At 68.2% G+C, this 16,518-nt stretch carries 17 protein-coding genes; all 17 read right to left on the minus strand.

From position 1 onward, the window contains the following. Positions 1-75: 75 nt before the first annotated feature. Positions 76-450 (minus strand): F0F1 ATP synthase subunit epsilon, encoded by a 375-nt coding sequence (locus tag GAS53_RS15020; RefSeq protein ID WP_151478086.1) that lies wholly within the window; start codon positions 448-450, stop codon positions 76-78. Between the two features lie 126 nt (positions 451-576). Further along, complete coding sequence (gene atpD, locus GAS53_RS15025) at positions 577-2,013, minus strand: F0F1 ATP synthase subunit beta (RefSeq protein WP_151478087.1); 1,437 nt, start codon at positions 2,011-2,013, stop codon at positions 577-579. After that, the gene (locus GAS53_RS15030; RefSeq protein WP_151478088.1) at positions 2,013-2,930 is read right to left on the minus strand and encodes a F0F1 ATP synthase subunit gamma; all 918 of its coding nucleotides are present in this window, start codon (positions 2,928-2,930) and stop codon (positions 2,013-2,015) included. Before GAS53_RS15030 ends, atpD begins: the two co-directional genes overlap by 1 nt. A 20-nt stretch (positions 2,931-2,950) precedes the next feature. After that, complete coding sequence (gene atpA, locus GAS53_RS15035) at positions 2,951-4,543, minus strand: F0F1 ATP synthase subunit alpha (RefSeq protein WP_151478089.1); 1,593 nt, start codon at positions 4,541-4,543, stop codon at positions 2,951-2,953. 151 nt (positions 4,544-4,694) lie between these two features. Beyond that, a complete protein-coding gene (locus tag GAS53_RS15040) occupies positions 4,695-5,510 on the minus strand; it encodes a F0F1 ATP synthase subunit delta (RefSeq protein ID WP_151478090.1) in 816 nt (271 codons plus the stop codon). Continuing rightward, the gene (locus GAS53_RS15045) at positions 5,507-6,058 is read right to left on the minus strand and encodes a F0F1 ATP synthase subunit B (protein ID WP_151478091.1); all 552 of its coding nucleotides are present in this window, start codon (positions 6,056-6,058) and stop codon (positions 5,507-5,509) included. The genes GAS53_RS15040 and GAS53_RS15045 overlap by 4 nt, the downstream gene beginning before the upstream one ends. Positions 6,059-6,101: 43 nt before the next feature. Then, positions 6,102-6,323 carry an ATP synthase F0 subunit C gene (gene atpE / locus GAS53_RS15050; protein ID WP_151478092.1) on the minus strand — a complete coding sequence of 74 codons (222 nt, stop codon included), beginning with the start codon at positions 6,321-6,323 and terminating at the stop codon, positions 6,102-6,104. A 73-nt stretch (positions 6,324-6,396) separates the two neighbouring features. Beyond that, entirely contained in the window at positions 6,397-7,221 is an 825-nt protein-coding gene (gene atpB, locus GAS53_RS15055) for a F0F1 ATP synthase subunit A (RefSeq protein WP_151478093.1), read from the minus strand. A gap of 225 nt (positions 7,222-7,446) precedes the next feature. Then, positions 7,447-7,884 (minus strand): hypothetical protein, encoded by a 438-nt coding sequence (locus tag GAS53_RS15060; RefSeq protein ID WP_151478094.1) that lies wholly within the window; start codon positions 7,882-7,884, stop codon positions 7,447-7,449. A 296-nt stretch (positions 7,885-8,180) separates the two neighbouring features. Further along, on the minus strand, positions 8,181-9,569 hold the full coding sequence (locus tag GAS53_RS15065; RefSeq protein ID WP_151478095.1) for an MraY family glycosyltransferase: 1,389 nt from the start codon (positions 9,567-9,569) through the stop codon (positions 8,181-8,183). Between the two features lie 128 nt (positions 9,570-9,697). Beyond that, positions 9,698-10,948, minus strand: coding sequence for a serine hydroxymethyltransferase (locus tag GAS53_RS15070; protein WP_151478096.1), 1,251 nt, complete (start codon positions 10,946-10,948; stop codon positions 9,698-9,700). Positions 10,949-11,064: 116 nt separating this feature from the next. Next, entirely contained in the window at positions 11,065-11,742 is a 678-nt protein-coding gene (locus GAS53_RS15075; protein WP_151478097.1) for an arsenate reductase/protein-tyrosine-phosphatase family protein, read from the minus strand. Then, on the minus strand, positions 11,739-12,386 hold the full coding sequence (locus GAS53_RS15080; RefSeq protein WP_151478098.1) for an L-threonylcarbamoyladenylate synthase: 648 nt from the start codon (positions 12,384-12,386) through the stop codon (positions 11,739-11,741). Before GAS53_RS15080 ends, GAS53_RS15075 begins: the two co-directional genes overlap by 4 nt. Before the next feature lie 84 nt (positions 12,387-12,470). Beyond that, positions 12,471-13,316 (minus strand): peptide chain release factor N(5)-glutamine methyltransferase, encoded by an 846-nt coding sequence (gene prmC / locus GAS53_RS15085; RefSeq protein ID WP_151478099.1) that lies wholly within the window; start codon positions 13,314-13,316, stop codon positions 12,471-12,473. Positions 13,317-13,373: 57 nt separating this feature from the next. After that, positions 13,374-14,450, minus strand: a complete 1,077-nt coding sequence (prfA, locus tag GAS53_RS15090; RefSeq protein WP_151478100.1) for a peptide chain release factor 1 — start codon at positions 14,448-14,450, stop codon at positions 13,374-13,376. 135 nt (positions 14,451-14,585) lie between these two features. Continuing rightward, positions 14,586-14,807 carry a 50S ribosomal protein L31 gene (rpmE, locus tag GAS53_RS15095; protein WP_151478101.1) on the minus strand — a complete coding sequence of 74 codons (222 nt, stop codon included), beginning with the start codon at positions 14,805-14,807 and terminating at the stop codon, positions 14,586-14,588. A gap of 264 nt (positions 14,808-15,071) precedes the next feature. After that, complete coding sequence (locus tag GAS53_RS15105) at positions 15,072-16,211, minus strand: LCP family protein (protein WP_151478102.1); 1,140 nt, start codon at positions 16,209-16,211, stop codon at positions 15,072-15,074. Positions 16,212-16,518 lie beyond the last annotated feature (307 nt).

A 16,518-nucleotide genomic window follows, 5' to 3' on the forward strand; every position in this document is an offset into this window, starting at 1 on the left:
GCCTCAGCCGCGACCCGGTCCGGAAAAAGCTCCGGTCCTGGCCGCGGCTGAGTCACTTCCTGTGGCGCGCTGTGTTCAGCGCGCCGCCACCGCACGCAGACGGACGTCCGCGCGACGCTCGGCGTGGGCATCGCCCTCCGCCTTCGCGCGCTCGAGCTCCCGCTCCGCGCGCTGGACATCGATCTCGTCCGACAGCTCGGCGATCTCGGCCAGCAGCGACAGCTTGTTGTCCGCGAACGAGATGAAACCGCCGTGCACCGCCGCGACGACCGTTCCACCATCACTCGTACGGATGGTCACCGGGCCCGACTCCAGCACACCGAGCAGCGGCTGGTGACCGGGCATGACGCCGATGTCGCCGGACGTGGTGCGCGCGACGACCAGGGTGGCCTCGCCGGACCAGACACTGCGGTCCGCGGCGACGAGCTCGACATGCAGCTCAGCAGCCAAGGTGGGCTCCTCGGGTCACCACCCGGCCGTTGCCGCCGGGTGTTGGGTCAAAGTCTAGTAGGCGTACGAAGGAGGGCGGGACGCACCCCGCGAGGGCGGCCCCGCCCCCCTTCATGAACACGAGGTTCAGGAGACGCCGAGCTCCTTGGCCTTGGCCTTGAGGTCCTCGAGGCCACCGCACATGAAGAACGCCTGCTCCGGGAAGTGGTCGTACTCGCCGTCGCAGATCGCGTTGAACGCGACGACCGACTCGTCCAGCGGTACGTCCGAACCGTCCACGCCGGTGAACTGCTTGGCGGCGTGGGTGTTCTGGGACAGGAAGCGCTCCACACGACGTGCACGGTGGACGACGAGCTTGTCCTCCTCGCCGAGCTCGTCGATACCGAGGATCGCGATGATGTCCTGGAGGTCCTTGTTCTTCTGCAGGATCGTCTTGACCCGCATGGCGGTGTCGTAGTGGTCCTGCGCGATGTACCGCGGGTCCAGAATGCGGGACGTGGAGTCCAGCGGGTCCACGGCCGGGTAGATGCCCTTCTCGGAGATCGGACGGGAGAGCACCGTCGTCGCGTCGAGGTGGGCGAACGTGGTGGCCGGGGCCGGGTCGGTCAGGTCGTCCGCGGGGACGTAGATCGCCTGCATCGAGGTGATCGAGTGACCACGCGTCGAGGTGATCCGCTCCTGCAGCTGACCCATCTCGTCGGCGAGGTTCGGCTGGTAACCCACCGCGGACGGCATACGGCCGAGCAGGGTGGACACCTCGGAACCGGCCTGGGTGAAGCGGAAGATGTTGTCGATGAAGAACAGCACGTCCTGCTTCTGCACATCGCGGAAGTACTCCGCCATGGTCAGACCGGCCAGGGCCACGCGCAGACGGGTGCCCGGGGGCTCGTCCATCTGACCGAAGACAAGAGCGGTCTTGTCCAGAACGCCGGACTCTTCCATCTCCGCGATGAGGTCGTTGCCCTCACGGGTGCGCTCACCGACGCCCGCGAAGACGGAGACGCCCTCGTGGAGGTTGGCGACACGCATGATCATTTCCTGGATCAGCACGGTCTTGCCGACACCGGCACCACCGAACAGACCGATCTTGCCGCCCTTGACGTACGGGGTGAGAAGGTCGACGACCTTCAGGCCCGTCTCGAACATCTCGGTCTTCGACTCGAGCTGGTCGAACGCCGGGGCCTTGCGGTGGATGGACCAGCGCTCGCCCTCGTACTGCTCATCGGTGTTCAGCACCTCACCGAGGGTGTTGAACACCTTGCCCTTGGTGAAGTCGCCGACCGGGACGCTGATGCCCTTGCCGGTGTCGGTCACCGCGGCCTGGCGGACCAGACCGTCGGTGGGCTGCATCGAGATGGTGCGGACCAGGCCGTCACCCAGGTGCTGGGCGACCTCCAGGGTCAGGATCTTCTTCTCGCCGGCGTTGGCCGGGTCGGCCACCTCGACGTGAAGGGCGTTGTAGATCTCCGGCATGGCGTCGACGGGGAATTCCACGTCGACGACCGGGCCGATGACCCGGGCGACGCGGCCCGTGGCAACGGCCGTCTCAACTGTCGTCGTCATTACCTGTCACTCCCCGCGGTCGCGTCGGCCAGGGCTGCGGAGCCACCGACGATCTCGCTGATTTCCTGGGTGATTTCGGCCTGGCGGGCCGCGTTGGCAAGTCGGGAGAGCGTGGTGATCAGGTCTCCCGCGTTGTCGGTCGCCGACTTCATCGCGCGGCGGGTGGCGGCGTGCTTGGAGGCGGCCGACTGGAGCAGCGCGTTGTAGATACGGCTCTCGACGTACCGCGGCAGGAGGGCGTCGAGGACGTCCTCCGCCGACGGCTCGAAGTCGTACAGCGGAAGGATCTCGCCCTTGGCGTGCGACTCCTCCGCGACCTCTTCGAGGCTGAGCGGCAGCAGGCGGCTGTCGACCGCCGTCTGCGTCATCATCGAGACGAACTCGGTGTAGACGATGTGGAGTTCGTCCACGCCGCCGTCCGCCGTCGCCTTCTCGATGGCCTCGATCAGCGGAACGGCGACCTTCTTCGCGTCCGCGTACGAGGGCTGGTCGGTGAAGCCCGACCACGACTCCGCGACCTTGCGCTCACGGAAGTTGTAGTGAGCCAGACCGCGGCGGCCGACGATGTACGTGTCGACCTCCTTGCCCTCCGCCTCGAGACGCTCGGTCAGCTGCTCCGCCGCCTTGATGGCGTTGGAGTTGAAGGCGCCGGCCAGTCCGCGGTCACTCGTGAGGAGCAGCACCGCGGAACGGGTCGCCGTCTCCGCCTCCGTGGTCAGCGGGTGCTTGGTGTTCGAACCGGTTCCGACCGCCGTGACCGCGCGGGTGAGCTCGGTCGCGTACGGCGTGGAGGCCGCCACCTTGCGCTGCGCCTTGACGACGCGCGAGGCGGCGATCATCTCCATCGCCTTGGTGATCTTCTTGGTCGCGGTGACGGATTTGATGCGACGCTTGTAGACCCGGAGCTGGGCTCCCATGAGTCAGGTCCCTTCCGTCGTCACTTGCCCGCAGCGGCAGGGGTGTCCTCGCCGAGCAGCTTGCCGTCCGACGTCTCGAACTGCTTCTTGAAGTCCGCGATCGCGTCGGCGATGGCCTGCAGGGTGTCGTCCGACATCTTGCCGCCCTCCTTGATGGAGGTCATGAGGCCCTGCTCCTTGCGGTGCAGGTACTCCAGGAGCTCCTTCTCGAAGCGGCGGATGTCGTTGACCGGCACCTCGTCCATCTTGCCGGTGGTACCGGCCCAGACGGAGACGACCTGGTCCTCGGTGGCCATCGGCTGGTACTGAGCCTGCTTGAGCAGCTCGACCATCCGCTGACCGCGCTCCAACTGGGCCTTCGACGAGGCGTCCAGGTCGGAACCGAAGGCGGCGAACGCCTCCAGCTCACGGAACTGGGCGAGGTCCACGCGCAGACGGCCGGAGACCTGACGCATCGCCTTGTGCTGCGCGGAACCACCGACTCGGGAGACGGAGATACCGACGTTCAGCGCGGGACGCTGACCGGCGTTGAACAGGTCCGACTCCAGGAAGCACTGGCCGTCGGTGATGGAGATGACGTTGGTCGGGATGAACGCCGAGACGTCGTTGGCCTTCGTCTCGACGATCGGCAGACCGGTCATCGAGCCCGCGCCCATGTCGTCGGAGAGCTTCGCGCAGCGCTCCAGCAGACGGGAGTGCAGGTAGAAGACGTCACCGGGGTAGGCCTCGCGCCCCGGCGGGCGACGGAGCAGCAGCGACACGGCGCGGTAGGCGTCGGCCTGCTTCGAAAGGTCGTCGAAGATGATGAGGACGTGCTTGCCCTCGTACATCCACTGCTGGCCAATGGCCGAACCGGTGTACGGCGCAAGGTACTTGAAGCCGGCCGGGTCGGACGCCGGGGCGGCGACGATGGTCGTGTACTCCAGCGCGCCGGCCTCTTCGAGGGCGCCACGCACGGAGGCGATGGTCGAGCCCTTCTGGCCGATGGCGACGTAGACGCAGCGGACCTGCTTCTTCGGGTCGCCCGTGCGCCAGTTGTCGCGCTGGTTGATGATCGTGTCGACGGCCAGCGCGGTCTTGCCGGTCTGGCGGTCACCGATGATCAGCTGACGCTGGCCACGGCCGATCGGGGTCATCGCGTCGACGGCCTTGTAGCCGGTCTCCATCGGCTCGTGCACCGACTTACGGACCATGACGCCCGGTGCCTGCAGCTCGAGGGCGCGGCGGCCGGACGTCTCGATCTCGCCGAGGCCGTCGATCGGGGTGCCGAGCGGGTCGACAACGCGGCCGAGGTAGCCCTCGCCGACGGCCACCGACAAGACCTCGCCGGTACGGGTGACCGGCTGGCCCTCCTCGATACCGCTGAACTCGCCGAGGACGACCGCACCGATCTCGCGCTCTTCCAGGTTCAGCGCGAGACCGAGAGTGCCGTCCTCGAACTTCAGCAGCTCGTTCGCCATGGCCGAGGGCAGGCCCTCCACCTTGGCGATACCGTCGCCGGCGACGGTGACCGTACCGACCTCCTCGCGCGAGGCCGCGTCCGGCTTGTACGACTGGACAAAGTTCTCCAGCGCGTCCCGGATCTCCTCCGGCCGGATCGTGAGCTCCGCCATCTGGGTTCCCTGCTCTCCTTGTTGGGCCCGAAGTTTTCTTGGGGGGTCTGGGGCTGTTTCCCTCAGCGGCTACGCCGCGGGCCCCCAGGAATCCTCTGCACGGCCCAACCAGGGCCGTAAGTACTACTTGGTTACGCGTATTGAGTTGCTGCTAGCTCGCCATGCGGCGGCCGACGTCCTCGAGCCGGTCCGCGATGGAGCCGTTGATGACCTCGTCGCCGACCTGCACCCGGATCCCGCCGAGGACCTCGGGGTCCACGTCGAGGTTGAGGTGCATCTTGCGGCCGTAGAGCTTCGCGAGGGCGTCGCCCAGGCGCTGCTTCTGCGGGTCGCTCAGCGGAACCGCCGAGGTGACGACGGCGACCATGCGGTTACGACGGTCGGCGGCGAGCTTGGACAGGGACTCGAGTCCCGATTCCAGGCTACGTCCCCGGGGCGCGGTCACAAGGCGCGTGACCAACCGCTCCGTCACTGCGTCGGCCCGGCCGCCGAGCAGGCTGCGCAGCAGCTCGCTCTTGGACGCGGTGCCGGCGCCGCGGTGGGTCAGTGCGGCCCGCAGCTCGGTGTTCGAAGAGACGATCCGGCCGAACCGGAAGAGCTCGTCCTCGACGTTGTCGAGCGTGTTCGCCTGCTGGGCCGCCGAGAGGTCGGCGATGTCCGCCAGCTCCTCGACGGAGTCCACCAGGTCGCGTGACCGCGACCAGCGGGAGCGCACCAGACCGGCCACCAGGTCGGCGGTGGTGCCGCTGACCTGGCTGCCGAGGAGGCGCCCGGCCAGCTCGGCCTTCGCCTCGCCTGCCTGCGCAGGGTCGGTGAGGACCCGACGCAGCGACACCTCGCGGTCGAGCAGCGCGGTGACGGCGGCCAGCTCGCTGGCGAGCTGCGCCGCGTCCACGGACGTGTTGTCCGTCAGCGCGTCGAGACGCTCACGTGCGGCAGCCAGGGCCTCGCGGCTCGCTCCGTTCATCGCGACGCCTCGGCCTTCTCCTCGAGCTCGTCGAGGAACCGGTCGATGGTGCGGCTCTGCCGGGCGTGGTCCTCGAGGGACTCACCGACGAGCTTGCCGGCCAGTTCGGTGGCCAGCTGGCCGACGTCCTGGCGCAGCGCGGACGAGGCGGCCTTGCGGTCGGCCTCGATCTGGGTGTGGCCGGCGGCGATGATTTCCTCACGCTGCCGCTGGCCTTCCGCGCGCATCTCGGCGATGAGCGTGGCGCCCTGCTCCTGCGCCTCCTGGCGCAGACGCGCGGCCTCGTGCCGGGCCTCGTCGAGCTGAGCCTTGTACTGCTCAAGCACGCTCTGGGCCTCGGTCTGAGCGGCCTCGGCCTTCTCGATACCGCCCTCGATGGCCTCGCGACGCTCTTCCAGAACCTTGTTGATGTTCGGGAGGAGCTTCTTGGCGAGGAAGCCGAAGACGATGACGAAGGCGATCAGGCCGATGACAAGCTCCGGCCACGGCGGGATGAGGGGGTTTTCCTTCTCTCCCTCAGCCGCCAGGAATACCAGGGCGGGACTCACATCAATGCCTTTCGTCGAAAGGGTCGGTCGTCAGGGGCTCGTCTTAGTAGACGAACGGCATGACGAGACCGATGAGGGCGAGCGCCTCACAGAAGGCGAAGCCGAGGATCTGGTTGGCGCGGATCAGGCCGGCAGCCTCAGGCTGGCGGGCGAGGGCCTGGGTGCCGTTACCGAAGATGATGCCGACGCCGACGCCGGGGCCGATGGCCGCGAGACCGTAACCGACGGAACCGAGGTCACCGGTGACAGCAGCGAGGGTAGCCATGAGAGTTCTTCCTTCTCTTTACGGACCGGTGGGGGTTGGCCACCGGACGGCTATGGGTGCGAAAGCGGGGTGCTCAGTGGTGCTCGGCGAGCGCGCCCTGGATGAAGGTGCAGGTCAGGAGGACGAAGACGTACGCCTGGACTGCCTGGATGAAGAGCTCGAAAGCGGTCATCACGATGACCATCACGAACGAGACGGCCGAGTACGCGATGCCAATGCCGTTCAGCATGTACCAGGCGGCGATCGTGAAGAGCAGGAGCAGGGTGTGCCCCGCGAACATGTTCGCGAAGAGTCGCACCGCGTGCGTGAACGGGCGGACCAGCAGGTTCGAGAAGAACTCGATGGTCATGGCCAGCGGCAGCACCGGGCCGAGCGACTTGTCGTAGCCGGTGAAGTTCTTGAAGGCACCGACGAAGCCGTGGCGCTTGAAGGTCAGCGAAACCCAGGTGATGTACACGATCGCCGCGAGGACCATCGGGTACGCGATGATCGACGTCACCGGGAACGAGGCGAGCGGAACGATCGACCAGAGGTTCATCATCCAGATGAAGAAGAACAGCGCTACGGCGAGCGGAACATACTTCTCGCCTTCCTTCTTGCCGATCGTCTCGTAGACAATCCCGCGGCGTACGAAGTCGTAGCCGGCCTCGGCGACCATCTGCAGCTTGCCCGGAACCACCTTCGGCCTGGCGAACGCGGCCCAGAAGAAGCCCACCACGACGATGGAGCCGATCAGGGCGAGCAGCATGGGCTTGTTGAAGTAGAGGCCGTTGCCGTCGGCGTCGCCCCAGAGCGGCTCGAACAGGAACGAGTGCAGGCCCGGAGCCGGGAAGCCACACCCATCAAAAAGGTGGCAGTCGGTCTCGAAGGCGAGCACCTGCGTCGGGTCAGCACTCACCGCGGGCTCCTTCAGCGTGGCGCATAGGTACGGCAACCTCGTTGTGTCGGCGCGGCGCGCAGCCGCGGTTCGGCACTGGACTGGTGTTACGGATGTGGGGGCGGCAAGAGGGCATCGAGCCTCGCGCTAGAGCAGGCGTCAGCTCATATGCCCGCGCCCGCGATGCCGCAGTTGGCACCGGACGATAGCAGGATCTCTTACGCGCACTTATCCCGGCCCTACTCCTCACGACGAGTGCCCCGTCTTTTCGGGCTTGTCGCCCTTCGAGGAGTCGGGTTCGACGTAGAGGATCTTGGCCTTCATGTGGGCACGCGCCTGGGCGCCGATCCACGCGAGCGTGGTGGCGACCAGCGTGATCGCGAAGGCCTTGGGGTTGAACAGCGTGGTGTTCTTGAAGGCCGCGACGAAGATGAACAGCAGAAGAATCTGTGCCGTATAGAGCATCAGACCCATCGCCTGGAAAAGGTGCGGAAGCGTTTTGGCGGTGCGCTGCAGAACATACAGCCCGATGCCCATGAAGAGGATCACGACCAGCGTCGCGACGACCGCCCCGACCACTCCCTTGCCACCGGCGACCACACCACTGACGACGGCGGCAATCGCGCCGGCGGCAGCTGTGGGCACAGCGGCCTGGAGAAGGATCCGGACGTCATTGGACGGCATGGCGGCAACTCCGCTTACTAAGGGGGGCAGGGTGTCGTCATGGACGAGCGTAGTCCCGGGCCGAGAGAGAACCTCACGCCAATGGACCGTCGCACTGCGGTCCTTCGGCTCTGCCCCGGGGTCTCGTGAACCGTATCACAAACTATTTGATGAGGTCTTTACCTGGTTGGTGTGCCCGGCGTCACACATGAGAGTGAACCTGCACGTCTGTGCACCCGCGCGACCAGTTTGCCTGGTATTAGGGCAGTTCGCGATTGGGGCTGTCACGACGGCTCTTGCGAGATTCTTACCTCGAGTCAGCGCGACGACCCGGCCTTGCGCTCGTCCAGGAGGCGCGAACGGGATCCAACGGCCGTCGCCCCGTTGACACCTGAGACACCGACGGCAACCGGAGTGCGGTGTTCCGAGTCCTGGGCGGCGCCGTCACCATGAGCCTCGCCGTCCGCCCCGTCCTGCGTCCCGCCGCTGGTGGCGTACGCGACAGCCGGCGCGGCCTCCGCGGACACGTCCACGGCCCTACGACGGCGATAGCGGGGCGGCACGAAGTGCTCGGCCCAGCGCGGGGTGCGCGGCGTGAAGCGCGGCAGCAGGAGCAGGACGAGGCCCACCGCGCTGAGCGCCATGATGCCGAGCACGATCCACATGGCGCCCGAGTTCACCGAGTACGCGAGGGCGCCGAAGGCGACCAGGGCCGACCAGAAGTACATGATGAGCACGGCCCGGCTGTGCGAGTGGCCGATCTCCAGGAGCCGGTGGTGCAGGTGGCCGCGGTCGGCGGCGAACGGCGACTGGCCGTTCCAGGTGCGCCGCACGATGGCGAGCACCAGGTCGGCCGCCGGGACGGCGATGATCGTCAGCGGCAGCAGGAGCGGAATGTAGACCGGCACCGTCTGGTGCACGGCCTCCTTCTCGGACCCGGCGAAGAGACCCATCGCGTCGGGGTCGACCTGCCCGGTGATGGAGATGGCACCGGCCGCGAGCACCAGGCCGATGAGCATGGAGCCCGAGTCGCCCATGAAGATCCGCGCGGGGTGCATGTTGTGCGGCAGGAAGCCCAGGCACATGCCCATGAGGATCGCGGAGAAGAGGGTGGCGGGGGCGGCGGACTCCAGCCCGTAGCCGTACCAGATGCGGTAGGCGTACATGAAGAACGCTGCGGCCGCGATGCACACCATGCCGGCGGCGAGGCCGTCGAGGCCGTCGACGAAGTTCACGGCGTTGATGGTGATCACGACGAGCGCGACCGTCAGCAGCGTGCCCTGCCACTGGGTCAGCGAGACCGAGCCCACGCCGGGGATCGGCAGCCACAGGATCGTCAGACCCTGCATGACCATCACGCCCGCGGCGATCATCTGGCCGCCGAGCTTGATCAGGGCGTCGATCTCGAACTTGTCGTCCAGGACGCCGATCAGCCAGATCAGCGCGGCGCCGGAGAGCAGGGCCCTGGGTTCGTTGGAGTTCTCGAAGACCTCACTGAGGTTCGTCAGATGGTCGGCGACCAGCAGGCCGGCGCACAGTCCGAAGAACATCGCGATGCCGCCGAGCCGCGGTGTGGGTTCCCGGTGCACGTCACGTGCCCGGATCTCCGGCATCGCTCCGGCCACGATCGCGAACTTCCGCACCGGCCCGGTCAGCAGGTACGTCACCGCGGCCGTGATGCAGAGCGTCAGGAGGTATTCACGCACGGGCTTCCCCACAGGTCTCGCTGGCCATCTCAGCCCCACACCCTAGCTTCGTGCGCATACGGTTGGGGACTTCCGGGTAGAGCCGATGGTTGCACGAGTGGCTGTGCACAAGGGTCGTCTACCCCTCCCTAGCCGGGATAGGGCGGAAATCTTCCGGTCAGATCCCGTACTTCTTCACGCACGTGACGACCGGCGGACTCGTCGCGCAAGGCCGTCGCGAACAGCACGGCGATGCGGGCCAGCTCGGCCTCGCCCATCCCCTGGGTGGTGACGGCGGCCGTGCCCAGACGCAGTCCGCGCACGTCCGGGTGGGGCAGCGCGCAGGTGTCGAGGACCATTCCGGCGGCGGCGAGGCGGCCGCGCGCGGTGCGGCCGTCCACACCGAGCGGTGCCGGGTCGACGGTCAGCAGGTGGGTGTCGGTGCCGCCGGTGGTGACCGGGAGCCCTTCGGCGGCCAGACTCTGCGCGAGCACCCGCGCGTTCGCGACCACCTGATGGGCGTACGCGGTGAAGGCCGGGGTCGCCGCCTCGCCGAACGCTACGGCCTTGGCGGCGATGGTGTGCATCTGTGCCCCGCCCTGCGTGAACGGGAACACCGCCCGGTCCACCCGCTCGGCCAGTTCGCTCCCGCACAGCAGCATGCCGCCGCGCGGGCCGCGCAGCACCTTGTGGGTGGTCGCGCACACGACATCGGCGTACGGCACCGGGCTGGGCGCCGCTCCCCCGGCGACGAGTCCCATGGGATGGGCGGCGTCGGCGATGAGATACGCGCCGACCTCGTCCGCCACCTCCCGGAAGGCCGCGTAGTCGATGTGCCGGGGATACGAGATCGACCCGCACACGATCGCTTTCGGCCGGTGCGTCCGGGCCAGCGCCCGCATCTGCTCGTAGTCGATGAGCCCGCTCTCCGGGTCGACGCCGTACCCGACGAAGTCGAACCACCTGCCGGAGAAGTTCGCCGGCGATCCGTGCGTGAGGTGGCCGCCGTGCGGCAGGCCCATCGCGAGGACGGTGTCTCCCGGGCGCAGCAGGGCGGCGTACGCGGCCAGTACGGCCGAACTCCCGGAGTGGGACTGCACGTTGGCGTGATCGGCGCCGAAAAGGGCCTTGGCGCGCTCCACGGCGATGCGCTCGGCCACGTCGACGATCTCGCAGCCGCCGTGGTGCCGGGCGCCGGGGTATCCCTCGGCGTACTTGTTCGCGAGCGGCGAGCCCAGCGCGGCCAGCACGGCCGGCGAGGTGAAGTTCTCGGCGGCGATCAGCTGCAGCGTCGTCGACTGCCGCTCCAGCTCCCCGAGGAGGATTTCGGCCAGCTCCGGATCCTGCCGGCCGAGCACATCGACCGACAGCGGACCTTCAAGCGCATGTGTGACCGGCATGGCGGACTCCGGACCTCGACGGGGGAACGCTACGTCCAATGTAGAACCGTGTCCCCTGCTGCGCCCGGTGTTACGTCCGAGCAGGTGCCCGAGCCCGGAGCGACGATCCCGCCCGATCAGGTGCGGGCAGGAACGCCCGTCAGTGCCGTGACCACCGGATCCAGCGCCTGATTGATCTCATCACCCACCGAGCGGAAGAACGGCAACGGCGCCCCGTACGGGTCGTACACCTCGTCCGCTTCCGCCGTCGGGGCGAGAAGCCACCCGCGTAGAGCTGCCGCAGCGCGAACCAGGGCACGGGCGCGTTCGACCATGCCGTCGTCCAGGGGAGGGAGCGTTGCCGGGTCTATGGCGCGGACCAGGCGGGTGAACTCCTTCAGCGTGAAGGTGCGCAGGCCCGCGGAGTGGCCCATGGAGATGACCTGGGCGCGATGGTCGCGGGTGGCTGTCAGGACCAGGTCGGCCCTGATGACGTGCTCGTCGAGGAGTTCACGGCCCACGAAGCCGGAGGCGTCCGCGCCGAAGTCGGCGAGGACCGCCTCCGCGTTGGCCTCCATGGGCGCGCCCTCGTGGCCCCAGGTGCCGGCGCTCTCCACGATCAGGCCGCCCCACAGGGGGTCGCCGAGCCGGTCCGCCAGGGCATGGCGGGTCAGCCGCTCGGTGATCGGCGAGCGGCACACGTTGCCGGTGCTGACGTGGAGGATGCGGAAGGAGTCCCCCGAGGCCCCGTCGCCGTAAGCCCCTCTGTTCCCCGTCCCCGTACCTATGCCACGCCCCGCGTCAGGGGCTGTCAATTCGCCACCTCGAGGTCGGGTACGACCTTGCGCAGCTCCTCGGCCGACAGGGCGCCCGCACGCAGGAGCACGGGCACCTTGCCGGTCACGTCGACGATCGAGGAGGGGACGTTGCCGGGGGTGGGCCCGCCGTCCAGGTACACGGAGACGGAATCGCCGAGCATCTCCTGCGCGGCGTCGCAGTCCTCGGGAGCCGGGTGTCCCGTGAGGTTCGCGGAGGAGACGGCCATCGGGCCGACCTCCGTGAGCAGTTCGATGGCGACCGGGTGCAGCGGCATGCGCACGGCGACGGTGCCACGGGTGTCCCCCAGGTCCCACTGGAGGGACGGCTGGTGCTTGGCGACGAGGGTCAACGCGCCCGGCCAGAAGGCGTCGACGAGCTCCCAGGCCATCTCGGAGAAGTCGGTGACCAGGCCGTGCAGCGTGTTCGGGGAGCCGATGAGGACGGGCGTGGGCATGTTCCGGCCACGCCCCTTGGCCTCGAGCAGGTCGGACACGGCCTCCGAGCTGAACGCGTCGGCGCCGACGCCGTACACGGTGTCGGTCGGCAGCACCACCAGCTCACCCCGGCGGACGGCGGACGCGGCTTCGCGCAGACCGGTGGAGCGGTCGGTCGCGTCGTTGGTGTCGTATCGCCGTGCCATATCAGCAAGCCTCCTCGAACACGCGGGCCCCGTTGGCCGCGCATTTAACGATTTTCACGTCGTCCACGCAAGACTTCGGCCCGGTCATGGCATCGCCCTGCGGGCGGTCGCGAACCGCGGCCGGTTGTTGAGGTCGGGGTGGTCCGCGGCGTCGGCCCAGCCCCGCTCCTCGGTGAAGATCCACGGCACCTGCCCGCCCTGCGTGTCGGCGTGTTCGATGACGACGACGCCGCCGGGCCGCAGCAGCCGGTGCGCGGTGCGCTCCAGACCGCGGATGAGGTCGAGTCCGTCCTCGCCCGAGAACAGGGCGAGTTCGGGGTCGTAGTCCCGGGCCTCGGGAGCGACGTACTCCCATTCGGTCAGCGGGATGTACGGCGGATTGGAGATGACGAGGTCGACCTGGCCGTCGAGGTCGGGGAAGGCGTCCAGGGCGTTGCCCTGGCGCAGGTCGACCCTGGATCCCTGGACGTTCTTACGGGTCCACCGGAGGGCGTCCTCGGACAGTTCGACGGCGTGTACGCGGGAGCGCGGCACCTCCTGCGCCATGGCGAGCGCGATGGCGCCGGAGCCCGTACAGAGGTCGACGATGAGCGGCTCGACGACGTCCATCGCGCGGACCGCGTCTATGGCCCACCCGACGACCGACTCGGTCTCCGGCCGCGGCACGAACACCCCTGGCCCGACCTGGAGTTCCAGGTAGCGGAAGAAGGCGCGCCCGGTGATGTGCTGGAGCGGCTCGCGGGCCTCGCGGCGCGCGATCACCTCCCAGTAACGGGCGTCGAAGTCCGCGTCCTTGACGGTGTGCAGCTCGCCCCGTTTCACGCCGTGCACGAAGGCGGCGAGCTCCTCGGCGTCGTTGCGCGGCGAGGGCACGCCGGCGTCGGCCAGCCGCTGGGTGGCCTGGGCCACTTCCGCGAGCAGCAGGTTCACGCTGGTCCTCCGGGGCTGAGCTGTTGTCCGTCGTGCGGATATGTACTTGTACGTGCCTTACGCCGCGGCGAGCTTGGCGGCCGAGTCGGCGTCGACGCAGGCCTGGATCACCGCGTCGAGATCGCCGTCCAGGACCTGGTCCAAGTTGTACGCCTTGAAGCCGACACGGTGGTCGGAGAGGCGGTTCTCCGGGAAGTTGTACGTACGGATCTTCTCGGAGCGGTCGACGGTGCGGACCTGGCTGCGGCGGGCGTCCGCGGCATTCCGCTCGGCCTCCTCCTGCGCCGCGGCGAGGAGCCTGGAGCGCAGGATACGCATCGCCTGCTCCTTGTTCTGCAGTTGGCTCTTCTCGTTCTGGCAGGAGGCGACGACTCCGGTGGGAATGTGCGTGATGCGCACGGCGGAGTCGGTGGTGTTGACGGACTGGCCGCCGGGCCCGGAGGACCGGTAGACATCGATCCGCAGGTCGTTCGCGTGGATCTCGACGTCGACCTCCTCTGCCTCGGGCGTGACGAGCACACCGGCGGCGGAGGTGTGGATACGGCCCTGCGACTCGGTCGACGGCACCCGCTGCACGCGGTGCACACCGCCCTCGTACTTCATCCGCGCCCAGACACCCTGGCCCGGCTCGGTGGCGCCCTGGCCGCCCTTGGTCTTCACGGCGACCTGGACGTCCTTGTAGCCGCCGAGCTCGGACTCGGTGGAGTCGATGATCTCGGTCTTCCAGCCGACGCGCTCGGCGTACCGCAGGTACATGCGCAGCAGGTCGCCGGCGAAGAGGGCCGACTCGTCGCCGCCCGCGCCCGCCTTGATCTCGAGGATGACGTCCTTGTCGTCGCTGGGGTCGCGCGGGACCAGCAGCAGGCGCAGCTTCTCGGTGAGCTCCTCGCGCTGCTTCTCCAGCTCCTTGACCTCGGCCGCGAAGTCGGGATCGTCGGCGATGAACTCCTTCGCCGTCTCGATGTCGTCCCCGGTCTGCTTCCAGGAGCGGTACGTCGCGACGATCGGGGTCAGCTCGGCGTAGCGCTTGTTGAGCTTGCGCGCGTTGGCCTGGTCGGCGTGCACCGACGGGTCAGCGAGCTTCTTCTCCAGATCGGCGTGCTCGCCGATGAGTTCCTCGACCGCCTCGAACATCTCCGGCTCCAATGGGCTGCCCCCGGCTCCATCATGGGCTCGGGGACGTAGGTACGACGAATAAGGGCTGCACCGCAAAGCGCCGGTCCCAGCGCCCCCTGGACGGAGGCACCGGAGACCGGCGCTGTGAGCTCGCTACTTCTTGGCAGCGGCAGCCTTGCCGAAACGGGCCTCGAAGCGGGCCACACGGCCACCGGTGTCGAGGATCTTCTGCTTGCCCGTGTAGAACGGGTGGCACTCGGAGCAGACCTCAGCGCGGATGGAACCGCTCTGGATCGTGCTACGGGTGGTGAACGACGCGCCACAGGTGCAGCTGACCTGCGTCTCGACGTACTCGGGGTGGATGTCGCGCTTCAAGGTGTCTCCTAGTTTCGGGAGGGCGCCGGGTCGCTGCCGCGGGGTGCGGAGCGTGAACCGGGGCCGACGTACCAGTCTGCCAGGACTGGTGCCATCCCCCAAAACCGGGGGACGGGGTTGTCTATTCCCTGGGGGTGGGAGTGGTTCGCGGGACGGGGTGCCTCGTTGGCTCCGTGGGCGTCTGCGGGCCGTTTTTGGGCTGGTCGCGCCCACGCGGCGGAGCCGCAAAATGTCACAGCCCCGCGCCCCTTACGGGGCGCCCCCTCAGCCGCCGCTGACCACGCCCTTCGCGTCGCCCGTCGCCGTGCCCTCGGTGGCCGTCTTCGGGATGGGGCGGTCGTTCCTCAGGGCGTTCCAGACCTGCTGGGACTTGGTCTTGTCGATGAGGACGCGGTTGCCGTCCGCGGGGTCGTACTGGACCGGCATCGTGACCATGTTCATCTTCGACGAGCTGATGCCCTTGAGCCCGTTGGCGAAGGAGGCCAGTTCCCTGACCGAGCCGAGGTCGGAGTCGGTGGTGACGGCCTTGGTCGCGGAATCGGCGAGGTCGAACAGCTTCTTCGGGTTGCTCAGTACGCCGATGTCCTTGACCTGCTCGACCAGGGCCTTGATGAACGCCTGCTGGAGCTGGATCCGGCCGAGGTCGGAGCCGTCGCCGACGCCGTGCCGGGTGCGGACCAGGCCGAGCGCCTGCTTGCCGGTGAGCGTGTGCGTGCCGGCCTTCAGGTTCAGATGGCTGTCGGTGTCCTTGATGTCCTTGGTCGTGGTGAGCTTGACGCCGCCGAGCTCGTCGATGAGCTTCTGGAACCCGCTGAAGTCGACCTCGATGTAGTGGTCCATGCGGATGCCGGTCATCGACTCGACGGTCTTCACGGCGCAGGTGGCACCGCCCGTCGTGTACGCCGAGTTGAACATCGCCCCGTTGGCGGCGTCGTGCTCGACACCCTCGCTGTCGGTGCACTCGGGCCGGTCCACGAGGGTGTCGCGGGGTATGGAGACCACGCTGGCCTTCTTGTGGCCCTCGTAGACGTGCACGATCATCGCGGTGTCCGAGCGGGCGCTGCCGTCGTCGGTGCCGCCGCCGAGCTTCTTGTTGCTGCCGGAGCGGGTGTCGGAGCCGAGTACGAGGATGTCCTGCGAGCCGTTGTCGACGTCCAGGGGCCGGTCGGTGCCGAGGGCCTGGTTGATGTCGACGCTCTTGATGTTGTCGTTGAGCTTGAAGTACATGTACCCGAGGCCGGTACCGCCCAGCACCACGACACCCGCCGCCGCCCAGGCCGTGACGAGGAGCGCCTTGTGGCGCTTGCTCCGCGGCTTGCGGCGGCGGCCCTTGGCGCGGTGGCGCGGGCCGCTGGTACCGGAATCCTCCGGGGTGCCGGGTTCGGGCAGGCTCTCGGCAGGCATGTGCTCCTCAGTCCTCGGTCGTTCGGTTACCCCCTGCGGTCAGGGTCAGGCGTGGTCGTTCGCCGTGACGTCTCTGTCAAGACCCGTCTGGTCAGACGTTGAAACCGAAAGAAGGGTTGCACAACGCGCTGTGACCGGACTGTGGACCGGTGGACACGCTGTGTGAGAGGCGAGGCGGGCGGTCGACGGCTCACCTGCGCTTTCGCCGGCGGACTGCGCGCTTCCGGGCACACGTGGCGATCTTCACATCTGTGGCGAAGGTCTCTTCACCGGACGCTTTTCCACGGGCTTCGGCAACGCGAAGGGC

Source organism: Streptomyces albicerus (assembly GCF_008905045.1).
GTDB classification, from domain to species: Bacteria; Actinomycetota; Actinomycetes; order Streptomycetales; family Streptomycetaceae; genus Streptomyces; species Streptomyces albicerus.

Excerpts from the sequence above, each read along its gene's own strand:
- atpA (WP_151478089.1), bottom strand. The coding sequence starts at position 4,543 with ATGGCGGAGCTCACGATCCGGCCGGAGGAGATCCGGGACGCGCTGGAG.
- prfA (WP_151478100.1), bottom strand. The coding sequence starts at position 14,450 with ATGTTCGAGGCGGTCGAGGAACTCATCGGCGAGCACGCCGATCTGGAG.
- GAS53_RS15060 (WP_151478094.1), bottom strand. The coding sequence starts at position 7,884 with ATGCCGTCCAATGACGTCCGGATCCTTCTCCAGGCCGCTGTGCCCACA.
- GAS53_RS15040 (WP_151478090.1), bottom strand. The coding sequence starts at position 5,510 with ATGAACGGAGCGAGCCGCGAGGCCCTGGCTGCCGCACGTGAGCGTCTC.
- GAS53_RS15030 (WP_151478088.1), bottom strand. The coding sequence starts at position 2,930 with ATGGGAGCCCAGCTCCGGGTCTACAAGCGTCGCATCAAATCCGTCACC.
- GAS53_RS15070 (WP_151478096.1), bottom strand. The coding sequence starts at position 10,948 with ATGCCGGTCACACATGCGCTTGAAGGTCCGCTGTCGGTCGATGTGCTC.
- atpE (WP_151478092.1), bottom strand. The coding sequence starts at position 6,323 with ATGGCTACCCTCGCTGCTGTCACCGGTGACCTCGGTTCCGTCGGTTAC.
- GAS53_RS15105 (WP_151478102.1), bottom strand. The coding sequence starts at position 16,211 with ATGCCTGCCGAGAGCCTGCCCGAACCCGGCACCCCGGAGGATTCCGGT.
- atpD (WP_151478087.1), bottom strand. The coding sequence starts at position 2,013 with ATGACGACGACAGTTGAGACGGCCGTTGCCACGGGCCGCGTCGCCCGG.
- GAS53_RS15080 (WP_151478098.1), bottom strand. The coding sequence starts at position 12,386 with ATGGCACGGCGATACGACACCAACGACGCGACCGACCGCTCCACCGGT.